General features: G+C 40.7%; 17 protein-coding genes. 6 read left to right on the forward strand and 11 right to left on the reverse strand.

The window, feature by feature from the left end; genetic code table 11:
- Positions 1–588 precede the first annotated feature (588 nt).
- Positions 589–1206 carry a MarC family protein gene (locus tag LH29_RS15220; RefSeq protein ID WP_045031360.1) on the forward strand — a complete coding sequence of 206 codons (618 nt, stop codon included), beginning with the start codon at positions 589–591 and terminating at the stop codon, positions 1204–1206.
- Between the two features lies 1 nt (position 1207).
- Here the strand turns inward: LH29_RS15220 and LH29_RS15225 are convergent, their stop codons facing one another.
- Positions 1208–1639: an FKBP-type peptidyl-prolyl cis-trans isomerase gene (locus LH29_RS15225; RefSeq protein WP_045031361.1), complete on the reverse strand. Its 432-nt coding sequence runs from the start codon at positions 1637–1639 to the stop codon at positions 1208–1210.
- A gap of 146 nt (positions 1640–1785) precedes the next feature.
- On the opposite strand from LH29_RS15225, the gene LH29_RS15230 reads away from it, so the two are divergent.
- On the forward strand, positions 1786–3075 hold the full coding sequence (locus tag LH29_RS15230) for a hypothetical protein (protein ID WP_045031362.1): 1290 nt from the start codon (positions 1786–1788) through the stop codon (positions 3073–3075).
- A gap of 73 nt (positions 3076–3148) precedes the next feature.
- Here LH29_RS15230 and LH29_RS23925 read toward each other — a convergent pair whose 3' ends face one another.
- The 8 genes from LH29_RS23925 to LH29_RS15270 form a co-directional block, all read right to left on the reverse strand.
- Positions 3149–3856, reverse strand: a complete 708-nt coding sequence (locus LH29_RS23925; protein ID WP_052671000.1) for a class I SAM-dependent methyltransferase — start codon at positions 3854–3856, stop codon at positions 3149–3151.
- Positions 3856–4602, reverse strand: coding sequence for a sulfite exporter TauE/SafE family protein (locus tag LH29_RS15240; protein WP_045031363.1), 747 nt, complete (start codon positions 4600–4602; stop codon positions 3856–3858). The genes LH29_RS23925 and LH29_RS15240 overlap by 1 nt, the downstream gene beginning before the upstream one ends.
- Positions 4603–4889: 287 nt before the next feature.
- Entirely contained in the window at positions 4890–5270 is a 381-nt protein-coding gene (locus tag LH29_RS15245) for a YkvA family protein (protein WP_045031364.1), read from the reverse strand.
- A gap of 7 nt (positions 5271–5277) precedes the next feature.
- Positions 5278–6294 carry a tRNA dihydrouridine synthase DusB gene (gene dusB, locus LH29_RS15250; protein WP_232302853.1) on the reverse strand — a complete coding sequence of 339 codons (1017 nt, stop codon included), beginning with the start codon at positions 6292–6294 and terminating at the stop codon, positions 5278–5280.
- Positions 6295–6346: 52 nt separating this feature from the next.
- A complete protein-coding gene (locus tag LH29_RS15255) occupies positions 6347–7537 on the reverse strand; it encodes an amidohydrolase family protein (protein ID WP_045031365.1) in 1191 nt (396 codons plus the stop codon).
- A gap of 11 nt (positions 7538–7548) precedes the next feature.
- Entirely contained in the window at positions 7549–7929 is a 381-nt protein-coding gene (locus tag LH29_RS15260; RefSeq protein WP_045031366.1) for a DUF4296 domain-containing protein, read from the reverse strand.
- Between the two features lie 171 nt (positions 7930–8100).
- Positions 8101–9459: a DNA repair protein RadA gene (gene radA / locus LH29_RS15265; RefSeq protein WP_045031368.1), complete on the reverse strand. Its 1359-nt coding sequence runs from the start codon at positions 9457–9459 to the stop codon at positions 8101–8103.
- 87 nt (positions 9460–9546) lie between these two features.
- On the reverse strand, positions 9547–10026 hold the full coding sequence (locus tag LH29_RS15270; RefSeq protein ID WP_045031370.1) for an adenylyltransferase/cytidyltransferase family protein: 480 nt from the start codon (positions 10024–10026) through the stop codon (positions 9547–9549).
- Positions 10027–10342: 316 nt separating this feature from the next.
- Between LH29_RS15270 and LH29_RS15275 the strand changes: the two genes are divergently transcribed.
- Positions 10343–10888 carry a hypothetical protein gene (locus LH29_RS15275; protein ID WP_045031372.1) on the forward strand — a complete coding sequence of 182 codons (546 nt, stop codon included), beginning with the start codon at positions 10343–10345 and terminating at the stop codon, positions 10886–10888.
- 57 nt (positions 10889–10945) lie between these two features.
- Entirely contained in the window at positions 10946–11644 is a 699-nt protein-coding gene (locus LH29_RS15280) for a hypothetical protein (protein WP_157493723.1), read from the forward strand.
- A gap of 97 nt (positions 11645–11741) precedes the next feature.
- On the opposite strand, the gene panD is transcribed toward LH29_RS15280, so the two are convergent.
- Together panD and panC are read right to left on the reverse strand one after the other, a co-directional pair.
- Entirely contained in the window at positions 11742–12092 is a 351-nt protein-coding gene (gene panD / locus LH29_RS15285) for an aspartate 1-decarboxylase (RefSeq protein WP_045031375.1), read from the reverse strand.
- A gap of 19 nt (positions 12093–12111) precedes the next feature.
- Positions 12112–12948, reverse strand: a complete 837-nt coding sequence (gene panC, locus LH29_RS15290; RefSeq protein ID WP_045031376.1) for a pantoate--beta-alanine ligase — start codon at positions 12946–12948, stop codon at positions 12112–12114.
- Between the two features lie 151 nt (positions 12949–13099).
- Here panC and LH29_RS15295 point away from each other — a divergent pair, with 151 nt between their 5' ends.
- Positions 13100–13900 (forward strand): glycogen/starch synthase, encoded by an 801-nt coding sequence (locus tag LH29_RS15295; RefSeq protein ID WP_045031377.1) that lies wholly within the window; start codon positions 13100–13102, stop codon positions 13898–13900.
- Between the two features lie 201 nt (positions 13901–14101).
- The gene (locus LH29_RS15300) at positions 14102–15475 is read left to right on the forward strand and encodes a DUF4270 domain-containing protein (protein WP_045031378.1); all 1374 of its coding nucleotides are present in this window, start codon (positions 14102–14104) and stop codon (positions 15473–15475) included.
- The last annotated feature ends 233 nt before the right edge of the window (positions 15476–15708 follow it).

The raw sequence follows: 15708 nt of genomic DNA on the forward strand, positions 1-15708 counted from the left end.
GATGCAGAATTAATTCTCCACGGCTGTAGAGCTGTGTTTTGAAAATATTTTTTCGTTTCCACAGCGATGGAGAAGGATTTTGAAAGTTTATTTTTAACTCGACAGCGGTCGAGTTAAAAATTGAAAGTTTTCTTTGTTGCCGACGGCTGTCGAGTTGAAAATCAGAAATATTTTTGCTTGTCGACAGCAGAAATCATCGATTTTGAAAATTCATTTTGTTGCCGACGACTGTCGGATTAAAAACTGACAACTGATTTTGTTGTCGACAGCTGTCGGGCTTCATTGCAACGATAAATTTTATCAATTCTGTGCATGTTTCTTACTTACAGGCCGGTATAAACGTTAAAGCTGGCACTTTGTACGAAAACATCCACTTTACCTTGAATACAAAAAAGGAAACCCAACCAAGGCTCACACCTTCCTTTTACCAATAACAAATTGTAGCCAGAGTGCAATTCAACAGAATTGATGTTTGAAAGCTATTGCATTCCTGATTTGTATTTTTATATTTATCGCAACAGCTACACTTCATAATTTAATCAATATTGAAGAAGAGGCTCAAACAACATATAAAAAACCGGAAAAGACATGACCGAATTTACAAGATCGATACTGTTATTACTTGTTTTATTAAATCCGTTTTTGGTAATCGTTTATCTAATCGACATTGTTCAGAAGCTCGATAATAAGCAGTTTAGGCGGGTATTAATTCGTGCCGGTTTTATTTCGTGTATTGCATTTTGCAGTTTTGCTGTGCTGGGCGATCGTATTTTCTCCGATGTATTTCAGGTTCGTTTTGCTTCGTTTCAGTTGTTTGGTGGTATTGTTTTCCTGCTTATTGGGCTGCAGTTTGTTTTTCGCGGGCCAACTGCCATTGAAATATTGCGTGGCGAATCAAAACACATTGCCGGAGCCATTGCTATGCCGGTTTTAATTGGCCCCGGTACCATTAGTGCCAGCGTGGTTATTGGTAAACGTAACGACATTCTTATATCGTGCGCATCCATTGTAGTGGCGGTTATGCTGTGTATTCTGGTATTGGTGGTTTTAAAATTTTTGCACGATGTAATTCGCCAAAAACGGGAAGAATTGATTGAGCGCTATTTCGATTTGGCAGGACGTATTACTGCGCTGTTTGTTGGTTCGGTAGCCATTGAAATGATTATGGCGGGCGTAAAAACGTGGCTGAATTTACACTGGAGTTAGTTTAGCAAATCTCCACCAAACGAATATCAAAACTCAACACGGCATTTGGTGGAATTTTATTTCCGGTACCTTTTCGTCCCCAGGCCAGTTCCGAAGGCACCCAGAATTTATAACGGCTGCCAACGCTCATCATAGGTAAACCTTCCTGAAGTCCTTCAATAAGTTCTTCTATTTTAACTTCGTCGGGCTGGTTTTGGCGGTAAGTGTCTTCCAGAATTTTACCGTCGAGGAGCAAAGCGCGCTGATGAATTTTAACCGTATCGAAGAGTCCGGGTTTTGGCCCCTGTTTTTCTTCCACAATTAAATACTGCAAACCACTGTCGGTTTCTAAAACACCGGTTTTCTGCCTGTTGTTAAGTAAAAAATCATCACCCGATTTTCGGTTGTTCCCGGCCGAACCTTTGCTACGTGCTTTTTTCTCTCTGCGTGCCATGTTTCTCTTTCAATATTAAGAAGTTCTACAAAGTAAATGAAAATCAGAAAGTAAGTTTTAATTATTAAAGTTGAAGTTCTATATTTGGCTTGCTTTTAATACTTATTTGCATTTAAACCAATTTAAACCTGATAAGGAGGACTAAAATGATTTTGCGCTTTCTCACCATTTTTACAGTTTTAATTTGTTTTGTATTTGGTAGTGTTTCGGGAGCCGAACACCCCGAAAAAGATGTGCGTATAAAAAGCCGCGGATCGTTATCGTACAACAAGCGTGATGCAAAAATTAAGGTTTATATTGAAGGCGCCCGGCTCGATATGGATTATATGCGGCGCAATATGCGTTTTGCCGATTTTGTAAACGATCCGGCCGTTGCCGATGTGCATATCATTATAAATAGCCGGGTGAGCGGTTCGGGCGGAATGGTTTATTCTTTGATGTACAACAACCTTACGTTCGAGAATTTCAGCGATTTTACCATTACCTGTACTACCCTTGCTGACGATACCAACGAAGAGGAACGCCGGAAAATTAAAGACGCACTTTCGCTGGGTTTGATGCCTTTTGTAAACCAGACAAAAGCTTCCGATCAGATAAGTTTTCGCTACCGGGGCGAAGTAGAGCAGGCTCAGGTTGCTGAAGTTGACGACCCATGGAACAACTGGACTTTTAGAGGCGACATTAGTGGTAGTGTAAATCTGGAAGAAAGTAAAAAGAACTATAACTATGCGTTTTATGGGCGTGCCGATAAGGTTACCGACGAAATCAGGATACGAAACAATGCGCGTCGTTCAGTAAATACCAAGAAATACACCACCGACGGAGAAGAGTACCGTTCGGATAATACGTCAACATATGGCTCGTCGAGCGTGGTAAAAAGCTTGTCATCGCGTTGGTCAACAGGTTTGTTCGGAAGTTTCTATAACAGTAATTACCGCAACACGAAATACTCAATGTCGGTTAAACCTGCCGTGGAGTATAATATTTTCCCATGGGATGTGTCGGACCGAAAAGTGTTTACCATAGCCTATTATATTGGGCCCGAGTGGATGAAATATTACGAGGAATCGATATATGACAAACTGGAAGAAAGCCTTTGGGAGCAGTCGTTACGCCTTGATCTGCAGATTGTGCAAACCTGGGGCGAGGTAAAGGCCGGACTAAATGCAACGAACTATATGCACGACTGGACCAAAAACAGGATAACTTTTGATACCGATTTGTCGGTTCGTATTATTCGCGGGTTATCGGTTCGTATGGGTTTTACCGTAGAGAATGTTCACGACCAGATTTACCTGCCTAAAGGAGACATTTCGTTGGAAGATGTATTGCTGAATAAGGTTCAGTTACCTTCGTCATTCGAAGTTGGAGCCAATGTTGGAATTCGCGTACAGTTTGGTTCAATTTATAATAATATTGTGAATAACAGGCTATAGAATTAGTTACAAGTCTCGAGTTGCGAGTAGCAAGTTTTAAGGACAATCTACATCAATCTTTATTCAATCTGCATCAATCCTTCTTAACTTTCGCAATAACAACCACCTGTGTGGCCATCTGAAATCCATGCTGTTGTAACGCCTTTTCTATTTCCGGGATTTGCTTTTTCAACACGTGGTATTCCGGCCTGTCTTTAATCAGACTAAGCATTTCTGTTAGCTTGTCTTTACGCTCAGTAATTTCTTCAGGCGTTGGTTCTACACGCTCTTTTTCCTGGTTAAAGGCTATACAAATTTCCAGTCCTGCTTTTTCAACCTGCTCAAGAATTTCGACGCGCGTAAACGTTTCGTTGTGGCAAACTCCATTCAGGCGATCAACCGTACTTCTGAAATGATGCATGCTTTTATGTACTTCCTGCGCAGGATTAAGGTTGTCGCTAAACAGTTCGTTCACAATAATCCAACCGCCGGGTTTTACCACGCGTTTCATTTCAATGAGAGTTTGCTGAACATCAGGTAAATGGTGCATGGCCATTGAAATGCTTGCAGCATCGAAAGTGGAATCCGGGAAATCCAGTTGTTCGCCGCTCATAATACTGAACTGCACATCGGGATGGACTTTTGCAGCTTCTTCAAGCGATGCCTTATCCGGATCGATTCCGGTGAATTTGGTATTGTTTAAGGCTTCTTTTAAAACCGAAATAAAATTCCCGCTTCCGGTTCCAACATCCAAAAGGGTGCTTACTGTTTTGTCTTGAAAAAATTGTTGTAGTTGTTCCATCAGATCAAGAGTAAAAATGCCGACAGGGCAGTTACAATTATTACAGCGGTTCGGTACAGTTTATCCGATATTTTCTGTACCAGTTTTATTCCGGCAAAAGCACCAAAAGCGATGGCCGGTAAAAGCATCAGGTCGAGTGTGAGCGTATCCAAGTTAATGGTTTTCCAAACGAAAATATGCAAAGGGAATTTCGAGAAGTTTACGATCAGAAAAAACCAGGCTCCGGTGCCGATAAAGCTGTTTTTTGGCAAATGCATGGCCAGCAGGTAAATGGCAAAGATGGGGCCGGCTACGTTGCCAATCATCGTAGCGAAACCTCCTAAAACACCCATAGTTGCTGAGAACCACCAGGTGTCGGGGAAAAGATTTTGTCCTTTTTTGCGGTCGCGCCAAAGCATGAGGCCAATACACAGAAACACCAAAATGGCGATTATATTTTTAAACCAGGTATCGTTTACCACTTCGCCAACCCAAAGCGCAATACCAATTCCTACAAAAGCCCAGGGCAGCAGTTTCCACAGGTATTTCCACTCGGCATGACGGTGGTAGTACCCAACTCCAAATAAATCGGCCATCATTAACATCGGGAGTAAAATTCCGGTGGAGGCTTTGCCACCAAAAATTAGCGCCAGTGTGGGAACCACCAACATTGAAACACCGGGAACACCTACTTTCGACATGCCAACCAGCATGCCACATACTGCTAATAAAATCCATTGAAGTGTGGAGAAGTCAAGTTCGAGCATAGCAAAAATGTTATGTCGCTAATGTAGTAATAAATATGGAACAGGGTAGAAAAGAAAAGGTCCCGCAGAAGCGGGACCAGTCTAGCTAACAATTCGAAGGTAGATCTTACCTCCTCAAAAAACAAAAAACAAAAACCATGTTCAAGGCCTCAGCCTTACTTTCAATCACTCAACTTAAAAACATGTTAGTTACGATATATCTAACTAAATAGATGTATGCAAAGCTCATGCCATAACTTTCATAAAAGCAATAGTTTAACCTCTGTTAACGTGCTTGTAAAAAAGTCTTAAAAAGTTTTTTTGTCAATATCCTGAAGTTCTTTAGGGTCGATTTTGCCAAACCACTCATTAAGTTTTTCGCGTGCTTTGGCCTTAATTTCGGGGGTAATGCTGCCCGCCACTGCCGACAGGGTGAAAAGCAGTACGCCAAGGTCGTCGCTGAACCCAATTATGGGTGTCAGGTCAACAATGGCATCGGTGGGTAGGATAAAATAACCCAGTGCGGCGGCAATGCTGAGTTTGGTTTTTAATCCAACGCCTTTGTCTTCGAAAGTGTAGTACAACAACAAAACAGCATAAACAACTTTTGCTCCGGCCGCTTTGCCAAATTTCTTAAGCTTGTCCCACAACGATTGTTCAGAAAAATATTTCGAATACTTGTCGTACATAGTTGTTCTATTTTAAGCTGGCCGTTGAAAAATCGAGCTGAAATGCACCGTATTGTTCGGTAATTTGTTCAAGAATGGCGTGTACCTCGTCGTTCGTTTCGGCGCGCAGCAGTTGAATTTTTAGGTCTCTGAAATTTGGCAACCCCGGGAAATACTTGGCGAAATGACGGCGCATCATTAAAATCCCCGATCGTTCATTGTCGCGCCACTCCAGATTTAGCCGCATCTGTTCTTTTAATACTTCCACCACTTCGTTAACCGTTGGCTGTGCTAATTCTTCTCCGGTTTGAAGGTAATGTTTTACCTCGCGAAATAACCAGGGGCGGCCAATTGCTCCGCGCCCGATCATCAAAGCATCTACACCCGTTGCATCAAGCAATTGTTTGGCTTTTTTTCCACTGTTGATGTCGCCGTTACCGATAATGGGAATTTGAATTTTCGGATTGTTTTTTACTTCTCCGATCAATGTCCAGTCGGCTTCACCGGTGTACAACTGTTCGCGCGTACGACCGTGAATGGCCAGCGCCTGAATTCCGGCATCCTGCAATCGTTCGGCCACTTTAACAATAGGTTGATTGCCTGCCGACCAGCCCAGTCGTGTTTTTGCGGTAACCGGAATTTTAACGGCTTTCACAATTTCTGCAGTCATTTTCTGCATTTTGTCCACGTCTTTTAACATGGCCGATCCGGCGCCGTGGCGCACGATCTTTTTCATGGGGCAACCGTAATTGATATCGATAAAATCGGGTTCAAATTCTTCGGCTACCTGCGCCGCACGCACCATCGAGTCGATGTTGTGTCCATAGATCTGAATGGCTACCGGGCGGTCGAACTCAAACAAATGCATTTTTTGTTTTGTTTTTTCCACATCGCGCACCAATGCCTCCGACGATACAAACTCGGTGTACATTACATCGGCGCCAAATTTTTTGCACATCATCCTAAACGACTTGTAGGTGACATCTTCCATCGGTGCCAGAAAAAGGGGAGTGCCCTCCAGTTCTATGTTGCCAATCTTAATCATTCATTAGAAATTGCTGCAAAAATAGCTAAAAATATTTGGGTGGGAATTTGGACTAAATCAATCGTTTAACTTTTGCTTTTGGAGTGAGTTTCATCGTTTTGAAATCGATGCCGGTAATCAGGTTTACACCGGGCTTTTTGCCTTTTTCAAACGATCCAAAAGCAGTTGAAATGTTTAAGGCTTTTGCCCCGTTTATGCAGGCCCACGACAACAACTCTTCCAGCGAAATAGTTGGAAAGTTTTCCTGAATGGTGAGCATCTCCTGAAGTATCGAAAGTTCGGTATTCGATGCTAAACTATCAGTTCCCAAACAAATCTGCAGCTTTTCTTCAAGGAAAAGATTAAATGGCGGCAGCTCATTTTCGATATAAAGATTGGAGTTGGGACACAAAACAAAATAGGTATTAGCGAGGCTGCGGTACCGTTTTAATGCTTCAATATCGTCTCTCCGGGTTTGGGTGTTGTGTACCAAAAGCAATTGATTTTCTTTTGGCAGATAGTTGAGAATAGATTGTAACGACGATTTTCCGCTAGGTATAAAATGTTGGGTTTCCAGCTTTAAATTATCGCTGAAATGTTTGGAAATCGCACCTTTTCCCGACAAAAAGAATTCCGTTTCCGCTTTACTTTCCTGGTTGTGAATGGAGAACAGCCCCCCGTTTTTCAGTGCATGACTCTGCACTTTCTCGAACAAGTCTGGCGAAACGGAATACGGTGAGTGCGGAACGATGGAGGTAGAAAGATTAGCTTTTTCAAACGATTCAAACACTTCAACCGCTTTGTTAAAAGCCCGCTCAGCCCGCGACGGATGAAAGCCAAAAACTTCAACAAAAGTGTGGTAGGCGATTTTGCTTTTTTGTTTTACCGAAAGCGAAAAATCGGAGTTGGAAACATCGCCAACAGCTGCAATTCCAGCTGCCCACATTTTTCGGTCGGCAATCTGCATGGCCTTTTCTTTGTCGGCCGGTTCGTCTCTTAACTGGTTTATCTTTTTGAGAAAACCACTAAAGCCGATGTGCTTTTCAATTTTGTTGTGGAGGTGCGAAAATTCTAAATGGCAATGGGCGTTTACAAATCCGGGAGTTAAAATGCCGCTGTAAAACTCCACACCGGCTTCTTCGCGGAATGAATCGCCCCGTTCCAGGATTTCGATTATTGTTCCATCATCGTCGCAAACCAAAATTCCGTTTTTTATTGGCGAAGTTGTTCCGGGGAAGACGTATGTGGCGGCGATTTTTCTCACCTTACATTTAATTATTCTTCTTCAAATGGCTCCAATTCCTCTTTTCGCCCTGAACGTTCCTGCTCCATTTCACTCAGTCGGCTCATTACTTTGCGGTACATTTTCTCAAAGTTTTTAGGGTGACTTTCGTAGAAAACCAGTGATTGCTCAAATAACGAATCGGTAACTTCATATTTCTCCAAAACCGAATAGTAAAAATCTTCTGTCTGGCTGTTTAACATGGCCGAGTCGTATCGAAAATGGTTATAAGCCGCTTCGGCCAGGTGCACGTCAACCAGCATATTGATCATTTTCTTTTCCTTAATCAAATGCTCGGGTTTGGGCATAATCTCGTTTTCGCACGCAGTGAATGCGAATACAGCAATAATTAGTATAAGAAAGGCATTTTTCATTTGGCTGCCAAATTATAAATAGTTCATTCGTTTTTCAAAAAAAGGTCGTTAAAAAAGCTTATTTGTGCTGTTTTATAAAATGTTTCTCGCAGATTTCGCAAATACCGCTGATTTTATAGCGAGCTGAAATATTTTTCTGCGTAATTCTGCGCCATCTGAGAGAAATTATTTTTATGCGAAAATGGTTTTAAATACTTCTTCTACCCGGCTTACTTTTACAATATCGATTTTAAATTTCGATGCATCAAAACCTTTGTTAAGCGTTGGTACATAAATGCGCGAAAATCCCAGTTTGGCAGCTTCGGCAATACGTTGCTCGATGCGGCTTACGGCGCGTATTTCTCCTGTTAATCCAACCTCGCCGGCAAAACATATTTTGTGGTTTATGGCAATGTCGATATTCGACGAAAGAATAGAGCAAATAACCGCCAAATCGGTTGCCGGATCATTGATTTTTAGTCCGCCGGCAATATTCAGGAAAACATCTTTTGCAATGAGTTTAAAACCGGCGCGTTTTTCCAAAACGGCCAAAAGCATGTTCAGCCGGCGCAAATCAAAACCTGTGGATGAGCGCTGAGGTGTTCCGTAAGCTGCTGAACTTACCAATGCCTGAATTTCGATCAGGAATGGCCGTACACCTTCCACGGTTGCTGCAATGGCGGTGCCACTTACATCGACATTTACTTTTGATATCAACTGCTCCGATGGATTAGTGATTTCACGTAAGCCATCGCTGCGCATTTCAAAAATGCCAAGCTCGTTAGTGGAGCCAAAGCGGTTTTTGTTCGAGCGTAGAATGCGGTACATGTAATTGGTATCGCCTTCAAACTGCAAAACAGTGTCGACCATGTGCTCCAGTACTTTTGGCCCGGCAAGGCTGCCTTCTTTGGTAATGTGACCGATTAACACAACCGCAACATGATTCTTTTTGGCGAATTTTAAAATAGCCGAAGTACACTCGCGAACCTGCCCAACCGAACCCGGCGATGACTCGATCAATTCTGTTGAAATGGTTTGTATTGAATCGATGATCAGCAGCTCCGGTTTTGCCTGTTCACTTTGTGCGATAATATGTTCCAGCGATGTTTCGCTTAAAAACAGGCAGTTACTTTTTGCATTGCTCAAACGTTCGGCACGTAGTTTTATCTGTTGCAGGCTTTCTTCGCCCGAAATGTAAAGTATTTTTTTCCCGTTTAATCCCAACGCCAGCTGAAGTGCCAGTGTTGATTTCCCAATTCCTGGATCACCACCCAAAAGTATCAGTGAGCCGGGAACGATTCCGCCACCCAAAACACGGTTAAATTCTTCAATCCCCACCGAAATACGCTGTGTTCTGGCCATCTCGATATTTTCGAGTGTAATGGGTTGGTTGCCCGAAATCTGTACCGAAAGTTTTCCGGTAGATTGTTTTTTCTCTACAATCTCTTCCACGTAGGTGTTCCACTCGTTGCAGGCGGAGCATTTCCCGAGCCATTTGGGCGATTGGGCGCCGCAGCTCTGGCAGGTGTATATGGTTTTTGTTTGTGCCATTCTTTTCTGTGTTACTCTGTGCGGTTCTCTGTTATCTCAATGGTAAAAAATGGTTCCAAAGAGAACGCTGAGGTTTACACGGAGTTGTTAAAGGTTTTTTATTCGTTCAATAATTTCGCTGGTTGAAATTCCATCAATCAATTCCAGCGTTTCCACTTTTCCGCCGTTATTTAATACGGTATCGTGACCGGCAATTTCATGAATTTCGTATTGGGCACCTTTTATCAAAACGTCGGGGATGATCTTAGCAATTATGTCGGCCGGTGTTTCTTCATTGAAAAGAATTACCGCATCAACACATCCAAAGGCCGCCAGCACTTCTGCACGCGCCTGCTCATTTATAATAGGGCGCTTATCGCCTTTTAATAATTTTACCGAAATATCGGAGTTAAGCCCAACAATCAATTTGGTGCCATATGCTGCCGATTTGTGCAGTGAATCAACGTGTCCGTTATGAATAAGGTCGAAACAACCGTTGGTAAAAACGATGGTGTTGTTACTTCCTTTCCATATTTCAAGCAGGGGACGTAGCGATTCAAAATCCTTAAAAATCTTTGATTTAAACATGAGATTCATAATTGTCAAAAATAACTATTAAATTGAAGTATCACTATTGCATTTTAAAGGATGTGTGAATTATTTTTATTCATTCTAAATCCCTCCCAAACCAATTTTTAACATATTATATTTTGAAAAAGAGAATTTGTTGAATTAAATTTAAGCCGTCGTTAAAGGAACCCCTGTTCTTCGACACAAATTTTCAGTAAAAGGATAGTATAAAGTGAGGTTGGAAATAAAACACAGTGGTGTTTTAGGGTGAAGGAAATAAAAGTTGTAAAAAAGAACTTAGGTATAACTTCAGAAAACAATTAAACATATTCAAATGAGAAAAATTACGCTCGTATTTCTATTAATTCTTTTTGTGAAAATTTCATTCGGACAAGAGGAGAGTCAGTTAACTAAAAGTGGATTAAAACTTACTTTCTTAAACCCGGGAATGGAATATGAATTTAAGTTGTCAGAAAAATCAACTTTCGCTTTAAATCTTGGCATCGGTTATGGTGGTTCATACAAAGATCTAAAAACCAGCGGAGATGGATTTATGTATTTGTTATCACCGTTTTACGATATGCAGTATCGCAATTACTACAACATAACGAAAAGAAATAGTGCCGGTAAAAATGTAAAGTATAACTCATCTAATTACTTTGGAGTAAGACTTCTTGTTCGAGGACCCGAGATAGCTTCCAGTTTCTCAAGAACCTCAGAATTGGATTATGCATTTGGACCAACATGGGGAATACAGCGCGCTTTTAATCAATTTTATGTTTTATTTGATGTTGGGCCATATGTTTATTTTGACATGAAAGGGGAGTATGGATTTTTGCCAATGTTCCAGCTTAACATCGGTTATAATCTTAGAAAATGATCTTATTAACTGTGTCCAAATTGGGCACAGTTTCTTTTATATTGAATAGTATTCCAAATGACTAAAATATTTTCAATATTCAACACTTCTATTTTAATCATATTTTGGGTTTTTACGGAAATGCTCAATCCTTTAGCGAGTAATGCACAAGACGAAAAATTCCCGGCTCATTTAAATTTCGATTTAGGTACAAACGCATTTGTGCTTGATAATGATGACTTTGGATTTTATTTCGGGGCCGGATATGAACATTTCCTGTCGAGAAAGTTTGCATTTGAGTTGAAAGGACAAGCCGGTATGAATTCTCATGAAAAAGAAAAGCCTATCGGTGGTGAAATCGTTCCGTATGGTAACGATTATATATTATTTACCGAAGCCAGTTATTATACGCTCAGCCTGTGTCCTCGGTTTTACCAGGAATTATCAGATATTATTTTCTTTTTTGCTGATGTGAATTTGGGATTTGAGAGCTCAAAAAGTAACGCCACATTTGGAAACGAAGAGACCGAGGAAGAAAAATATCTTGGTAGTTCAAAGTCTTCTTTTAAATGGTATCCGGGATTTCATATAGGGTTTAAAGTTATTGCAGAAGATCTTTCCGTGTGGTTTTATGTGGGTTGGGAGAAGGTTGATTTGGGAAGAAGTTTAAATGACTTGCCCATCGCTGAAACCGGAGTTTTTGAAGATTATTCAGGTGACACAGAGTTTTTGCAAATCGGTATTCGTTTGGGTGTTCCTTTAGGAAAGAATAGATAGGCCTTATAAGAAACGTTTCATTGATAGACAAAAACTTCCAAATAAAAAAACCTCGCAGTTAAAACTACGAGGTTCACAATTATATTGTAAATGTATTTTATACTACAGTATTCGTCTCGATATCAGGGAATATCAAACTTGGCTTAAATGTTTTGGCTTCCTCAAAATCCATTAAAGCGTACGAAATGATAATTACCACATCGCCAACCGCCACTTTACGTGCGGCAGGTCCGTTCAAACAAATGGTTCCCGATCCGCGCTCACCCCTGATAACATAAGTCTCTAAACGCTCGCCGTTGTTAATATTAACAACCTGTACTTTTTCGTTCTCAATAAGGTTTGCCGCGTCCATCAAATCTTCGTCGATGGTAATACTTCCAACATATTGCAGGTTCGCCTCGGTAACGGTAACCTTGTGTATTTTCGATTTACAAACTTCAATTTGCATAACTATGCTTATTTCGGTCTTAAAAAACTATATTGTCAATTAACCTGATCTTTCCACAAAAAACAGCAACACATCCAACTTTTGTCGATTTTTCGTCCCAGTTTTTTACCGGTTGCAGCTGTTCGTCGTCAACTATCTCAAAATATTCAACATCCAGGAATGGGTTCTTGTTTATCGTTTCTGTTACCCAATCCGTGATTTCTTGTACGGATTTCTGCCCCTTAAGTTCTTTGGCTTTAAACAAAGTCTCCGAAATTACGGCTGCATTTTTCCGCTGTTCTTCCGTCAATAATTCGTTTCGCGAGCTCATGGCCAAACCACTTTCTTCGCGAATAATGGCGCAAGGTACAATTTCCACAGGAAGTTGCAGTTGTTTCACCATATTTTTAACAATGGCCAGTTGCTGAAAATCCTTCAATCCGAAGTACGATTTGGTAGGTTTTACCATGTCGAAAAGTCGGCTAACCACCTGTGCCACACCGTTAAAGTGTCCCGGGCGATGTTTGCCTTCCATTACCTCTTCTAATTTTCCAAAGTTAAATTTACGTTTATCCGGTTCGGGGTAAACCTCCTTTGCATTGGGTGCAAAAACGATTGAACAACCTGTTGGTTCCAATAATTTCATATCGTTTTCGAGTGTGCGCGGATAACGTTCCAAATCGGCCGGATCGTTAAATTGTGTTGGATTTACAAAAATACTTACCACCACAACCGGATTTTCCGAAACGGCCTGTTTTACCAACGAAATATGGCCTTGATGTAGTGCCCCCATAGTGGGTACAAAACCCACTGTTCTACCTTGGGCAAGGTGCTGTATTTCAGACTGTAACTCTTGTACTGTGCTAACCAGTTTCATAGCTTAAAAATTGCGGCTGCAAAGTAAGTAATTTTAATTGGTAAAACAGCATAAAAAAGAAGTATAGTGACTGAAACTAACGAACTTAACTTGACTATTCGCATATTTTTATTACTTTTGCAAACTGTTTTTTAACTGCACTTATAGGTTCATGGAAAAGAAAAGAATCCTTTATATTTCACAGGAGATTACCCCTTATTTACCAGAAAGCGAAATGTCGGAGATTGGACGTTACCTGCCACAGGGCGTTCAGGAGAAAGGGAGAGAGATTAGAACTTTTATGCCGCGTTATGGCTGTGTAAACGAACGTAGAAATCAGTTGCACGAGGTAATCCGTTTATCGGGTATGAACCTTGTGATTAATGATGCGGATCACCCACTTATCATAAAAGTGGCATCGATACAAGCTGCCCGTATGCAGGTATATTTTATCGATAATGAAGATTATTTTCAACGCAAGGCCGTATTACACGATGACGATGGGAAAGAGTTTGAAGATAACGACGAACGTGCAGTATTTTTTGCCCGTGGTGTGCTCGAAACTGTAATTAAGTTACGCTGGGCACCCGATATCATTCATTGCCACGGCTGGTTAACTTCGTTGGTACCTTTATACATTAAAAAGTATTATTACAACGATCCGTTATTCAAAAACTCAAAACTGGTTTATTCGGTTTATAACGACGATTTTAAGCAAACACTCGACAGCAGGTTTAACGAGAAACTGTTGCTTGAAGGTATTACAACCGACGATGTAAAAATGATAGAAGAGCCAACTTTTGCCAATGTTAGCAAAATGGCTATCGATTATTCGGATGCGGTTATACAGGGAACCGAAACGATTAACGCCGACGTTAAAAATTATATTAAGGATAGCGAAAAGTTATTCCTGGATTTCCAACCAAAAGAAACATACATTGATGCCTACAACGAGTTTTACGATAAAGTGTAAGGCTTCGGTGTTAAAGAATCAAAATTATATTTAAAAAGTTCAATTTTACTTCGATTTCAGAAACGCTCTCGTGGTTATTTTTTATGTTTGTGTAATTTTTCGGAAATCAGAAAATTGAAGAGGCAATCCAAGCTGTTTAAATAGGCCAATTTGCATTGGTCGCAGTGGGTAAGCTTCCTAAAATAAATTGGAATTATTGACATGAAATACAATACAGTGCAGTTGTTAAAAATAGTTGGAGGATTATTCGTTCTTGTAAACATATTGGTTGCCTGCAACAGCGAACAAAACGATTTGGGGCTGGGCATCCTTCCTGATGAAGACCTGATTAATGTTCGGAATATTTCTGTTTCGGATAAAATTGCATCCTATACATTTACTGAAGATGGAATTATTACCAATAAAGGTGCAACAAATCTGTTGGGAACCCTGAACGATCCGGTTTTTGGAAAAACAACAGCCAATTATGCAACGCAGTTCCGCTTAACTTCATTTCCTGATTTTGGAACCAATCCGGTAGTTGATTCTGTTCGTTTGTACTTGTTTTATAGAAATATATACGGCGATACGATTACTACGCAGCATGTTAAAGTGTACGAAATGGAAACGTACCTCGACCCGGATGCTGAATACACCCAGGATATTGATTTGAAATCGATGGCTTCGGATGTTCCGCTTGCCGAATTTGATTATACACCAAAAGTGGTGCTGGATTCTGCAACTCAGGATACAAACTACCAGTTGCTGACTATTCCGCTGGATAATACATTAGGAGAAAAGCTAATCGGAGCCGATTCGCTGGATATGATCAGTAACGATGTTTTCCTTCAATATTTTAAAGGCCTTTTGCTCGAAAGTGCCGATGTATCAGGAGAAGGTTCATTGGTAACCTTGCATACTGCATCTACCAGTACTTTTCAGGGATCGGCGTTATTGGTATATTATAACAACGACGAAAACACTGTGTTGTTGGAAGATGATGAAGATCCCGATACCTTATCGCAGGCCTACCTTATAACTAAATATAGTTTGCGGGTTAACGAATTTAAACACGATTACACCGATGCACCGTTTTTAGCCGACCTTGATCAGGAAGACGAAGAAAGCGACCTGATTTATGTACAGCCCACCGGAGGATTAAAATCGCGAATTGCAATTTCCGGTCTTGAAAGCTGGAAAGATTCAACAAATATGGGTATTAATAAAGCCGAGATTATCTTTCATGTTGATAAGGATGCAAGCAATATCGATAATTATCCACCGCCAAGCCAGCTGATGTTTACCTTTGTGGCACCCGACGGAGAAGAATACCGCCCCATTGATTACTTCTTTAATCCTACGTTTTACGGTGGAGTTTTAGATACCAGTGATTACACCTATACCTTTAATATTACGCAGCATGTTCAGCGAATAATTGATTATCCCGATCCTGCTGACACTGTTAACTATGTTGGAAACCAGGGTTTCTACCTTACAACCGGTCAACGTGCTGATATTGCCAACCGGGTAATATTAAAAGGAGCAAAACAAGGTGGTATAGATATGCGAATCACCTATTCAAAATTTTTGGACTAAGCAGCTCTTAATTACTTATCATTCCCCATTTGTAAGCGCTTTTATAGTGGTTTGTGGTGTTGTGCTTATTTTCAAAGGATGGTGTTTTTAATCCCGGTTAAATATGATTCGCTTTAATAAAACAGGGCACAAATTGAATAATGGCATGTTTATCTCCCCGAAAACTTTTATTTTAGCGGCCTTTACCAACAACTAAAATTATTTAAACCACTTAACCGGTGATGAATGCCGAA

The organism is Draconibacterium sediminis, assembly GCF_000949475.1.
Taxonomy (GTDB): Bacteria; Bacteroidota; Bacteroidia; order Bacteroidales; family Prolixibacteraceae; genus Draconibacterium; species Draconibacterium sediminis.

Excerpts from the sequence above, each read along its gene's own strand:
- LH29_RS15270 (WP_045031370.1), bottom strand. The coding sequence starts at position 10,026 with ATGTTTAAATCAAAGATTTTTAAGGATTTTGAATCGCTACGTCCCCTG.
- LH29_RS15230 (WP_045031362.1), top strand. The coding sequence starts at position 1,786 with ATGATTTTGCGCTTTCTCACCATTTTTACAGTTTTAATTTGTTTTGTA.
- LH29_RS15220 (WP_045031360.1), top strand. The coding sequence starts at position 589 with ATGACCGAATTTACAAGATCGATACTGTTATTACTTGTTTTATTAAAT.
- radA (WP_045031368.1), bottom strand. The coding sequence starts at position 9,459 with ATGGCACAAACAAAAACCATATACACCTGCCAGAGCTGCGGCGCCCAA.
- panC (WP_045031376.1), bottom strand. The coding sequence starts at position 12,948 with ATGAAACTGGTTAGCACAGTACAAGAGTTACAGTCTGAAATACAGCAC.
- LH29_RS15260 (WP_045031366.1), bottom strand. The coding sequence starts at position 7,929 with ATGAAAAATGCCTTTCTTATACTAATTATTGCTGTATTCGCATTCACT.
- LH29_RS15280 (WP_157493723.1), top strand. The coding sequence starts at position 10,946 with ATGACTAAAATATTTTCAATATTCAACACTTCTATTTTAATCATATTT.
- panD (WP_045031375.1), bottom strand. The coding sequence starts at position 12,092 with ATGCAAATTGAAGTTTGTAAATCGAAAATACACAAGGTTACCGTTACC.
- LH29_RS15295 (WP_045031377.1), top strand. The coding sequence starts at position 13,100 with ATGGAAAAGAAAAGAATCCTTTATATTTCACAGGAGATTACCCCTTAT.
- LH29_RS15275 (WP_045031372.1), top strand. The coding sequence starts at position 10,343 with ATGAGAAAAATTACGCTCGTATTTCTATTAATTCTTTTTGTGAAAATT.
- LH29_RS23925 (WP_052671000.1), bottom strand. The coding sequence starts at position 3,856 with ATGGAACAACTACAACAATTTTTTCAAGACAAAACAGTAAGCACCCTT.
- dusB (WP_232302853.1), bottom strand. The coding sequence starts at position 6,294 with ATGATTAAGATTGGCAACATAGAACTGGAGGGCACTCCCCTTTTTCTG.
- LH29_RS15240 (WP_045031363.1), bottom strand. The coding sequence starts at position 4,602 with ATGCTCGAACTTGACTTCTCCACACTTCAATGGATTTTATTAGCAGTA.
- LH29_RS15225 (WP_045031361.1), bottom strand. The coding sequence starts at position 1,639 with ATGGCACGCAGAGAGAAAAAAGCACGTAGCAAAGGTTCGGCCGGGAAC.
- LH29_RS15245 (WP_045031364.1), bottom strand. The coding sequence starts at position 5,270 with ATGTACGACAAGTATTCGAAATATTTTTCTGAACAATCGTTGTGGGAC.
- LH29_RS15300 (WP_045031378.1), top strand. The coding sequence starts at position 14,102 with ATGAAATACAATACAGTGCAGTTGTTAAAAATAGTTGGAGGATTATTC.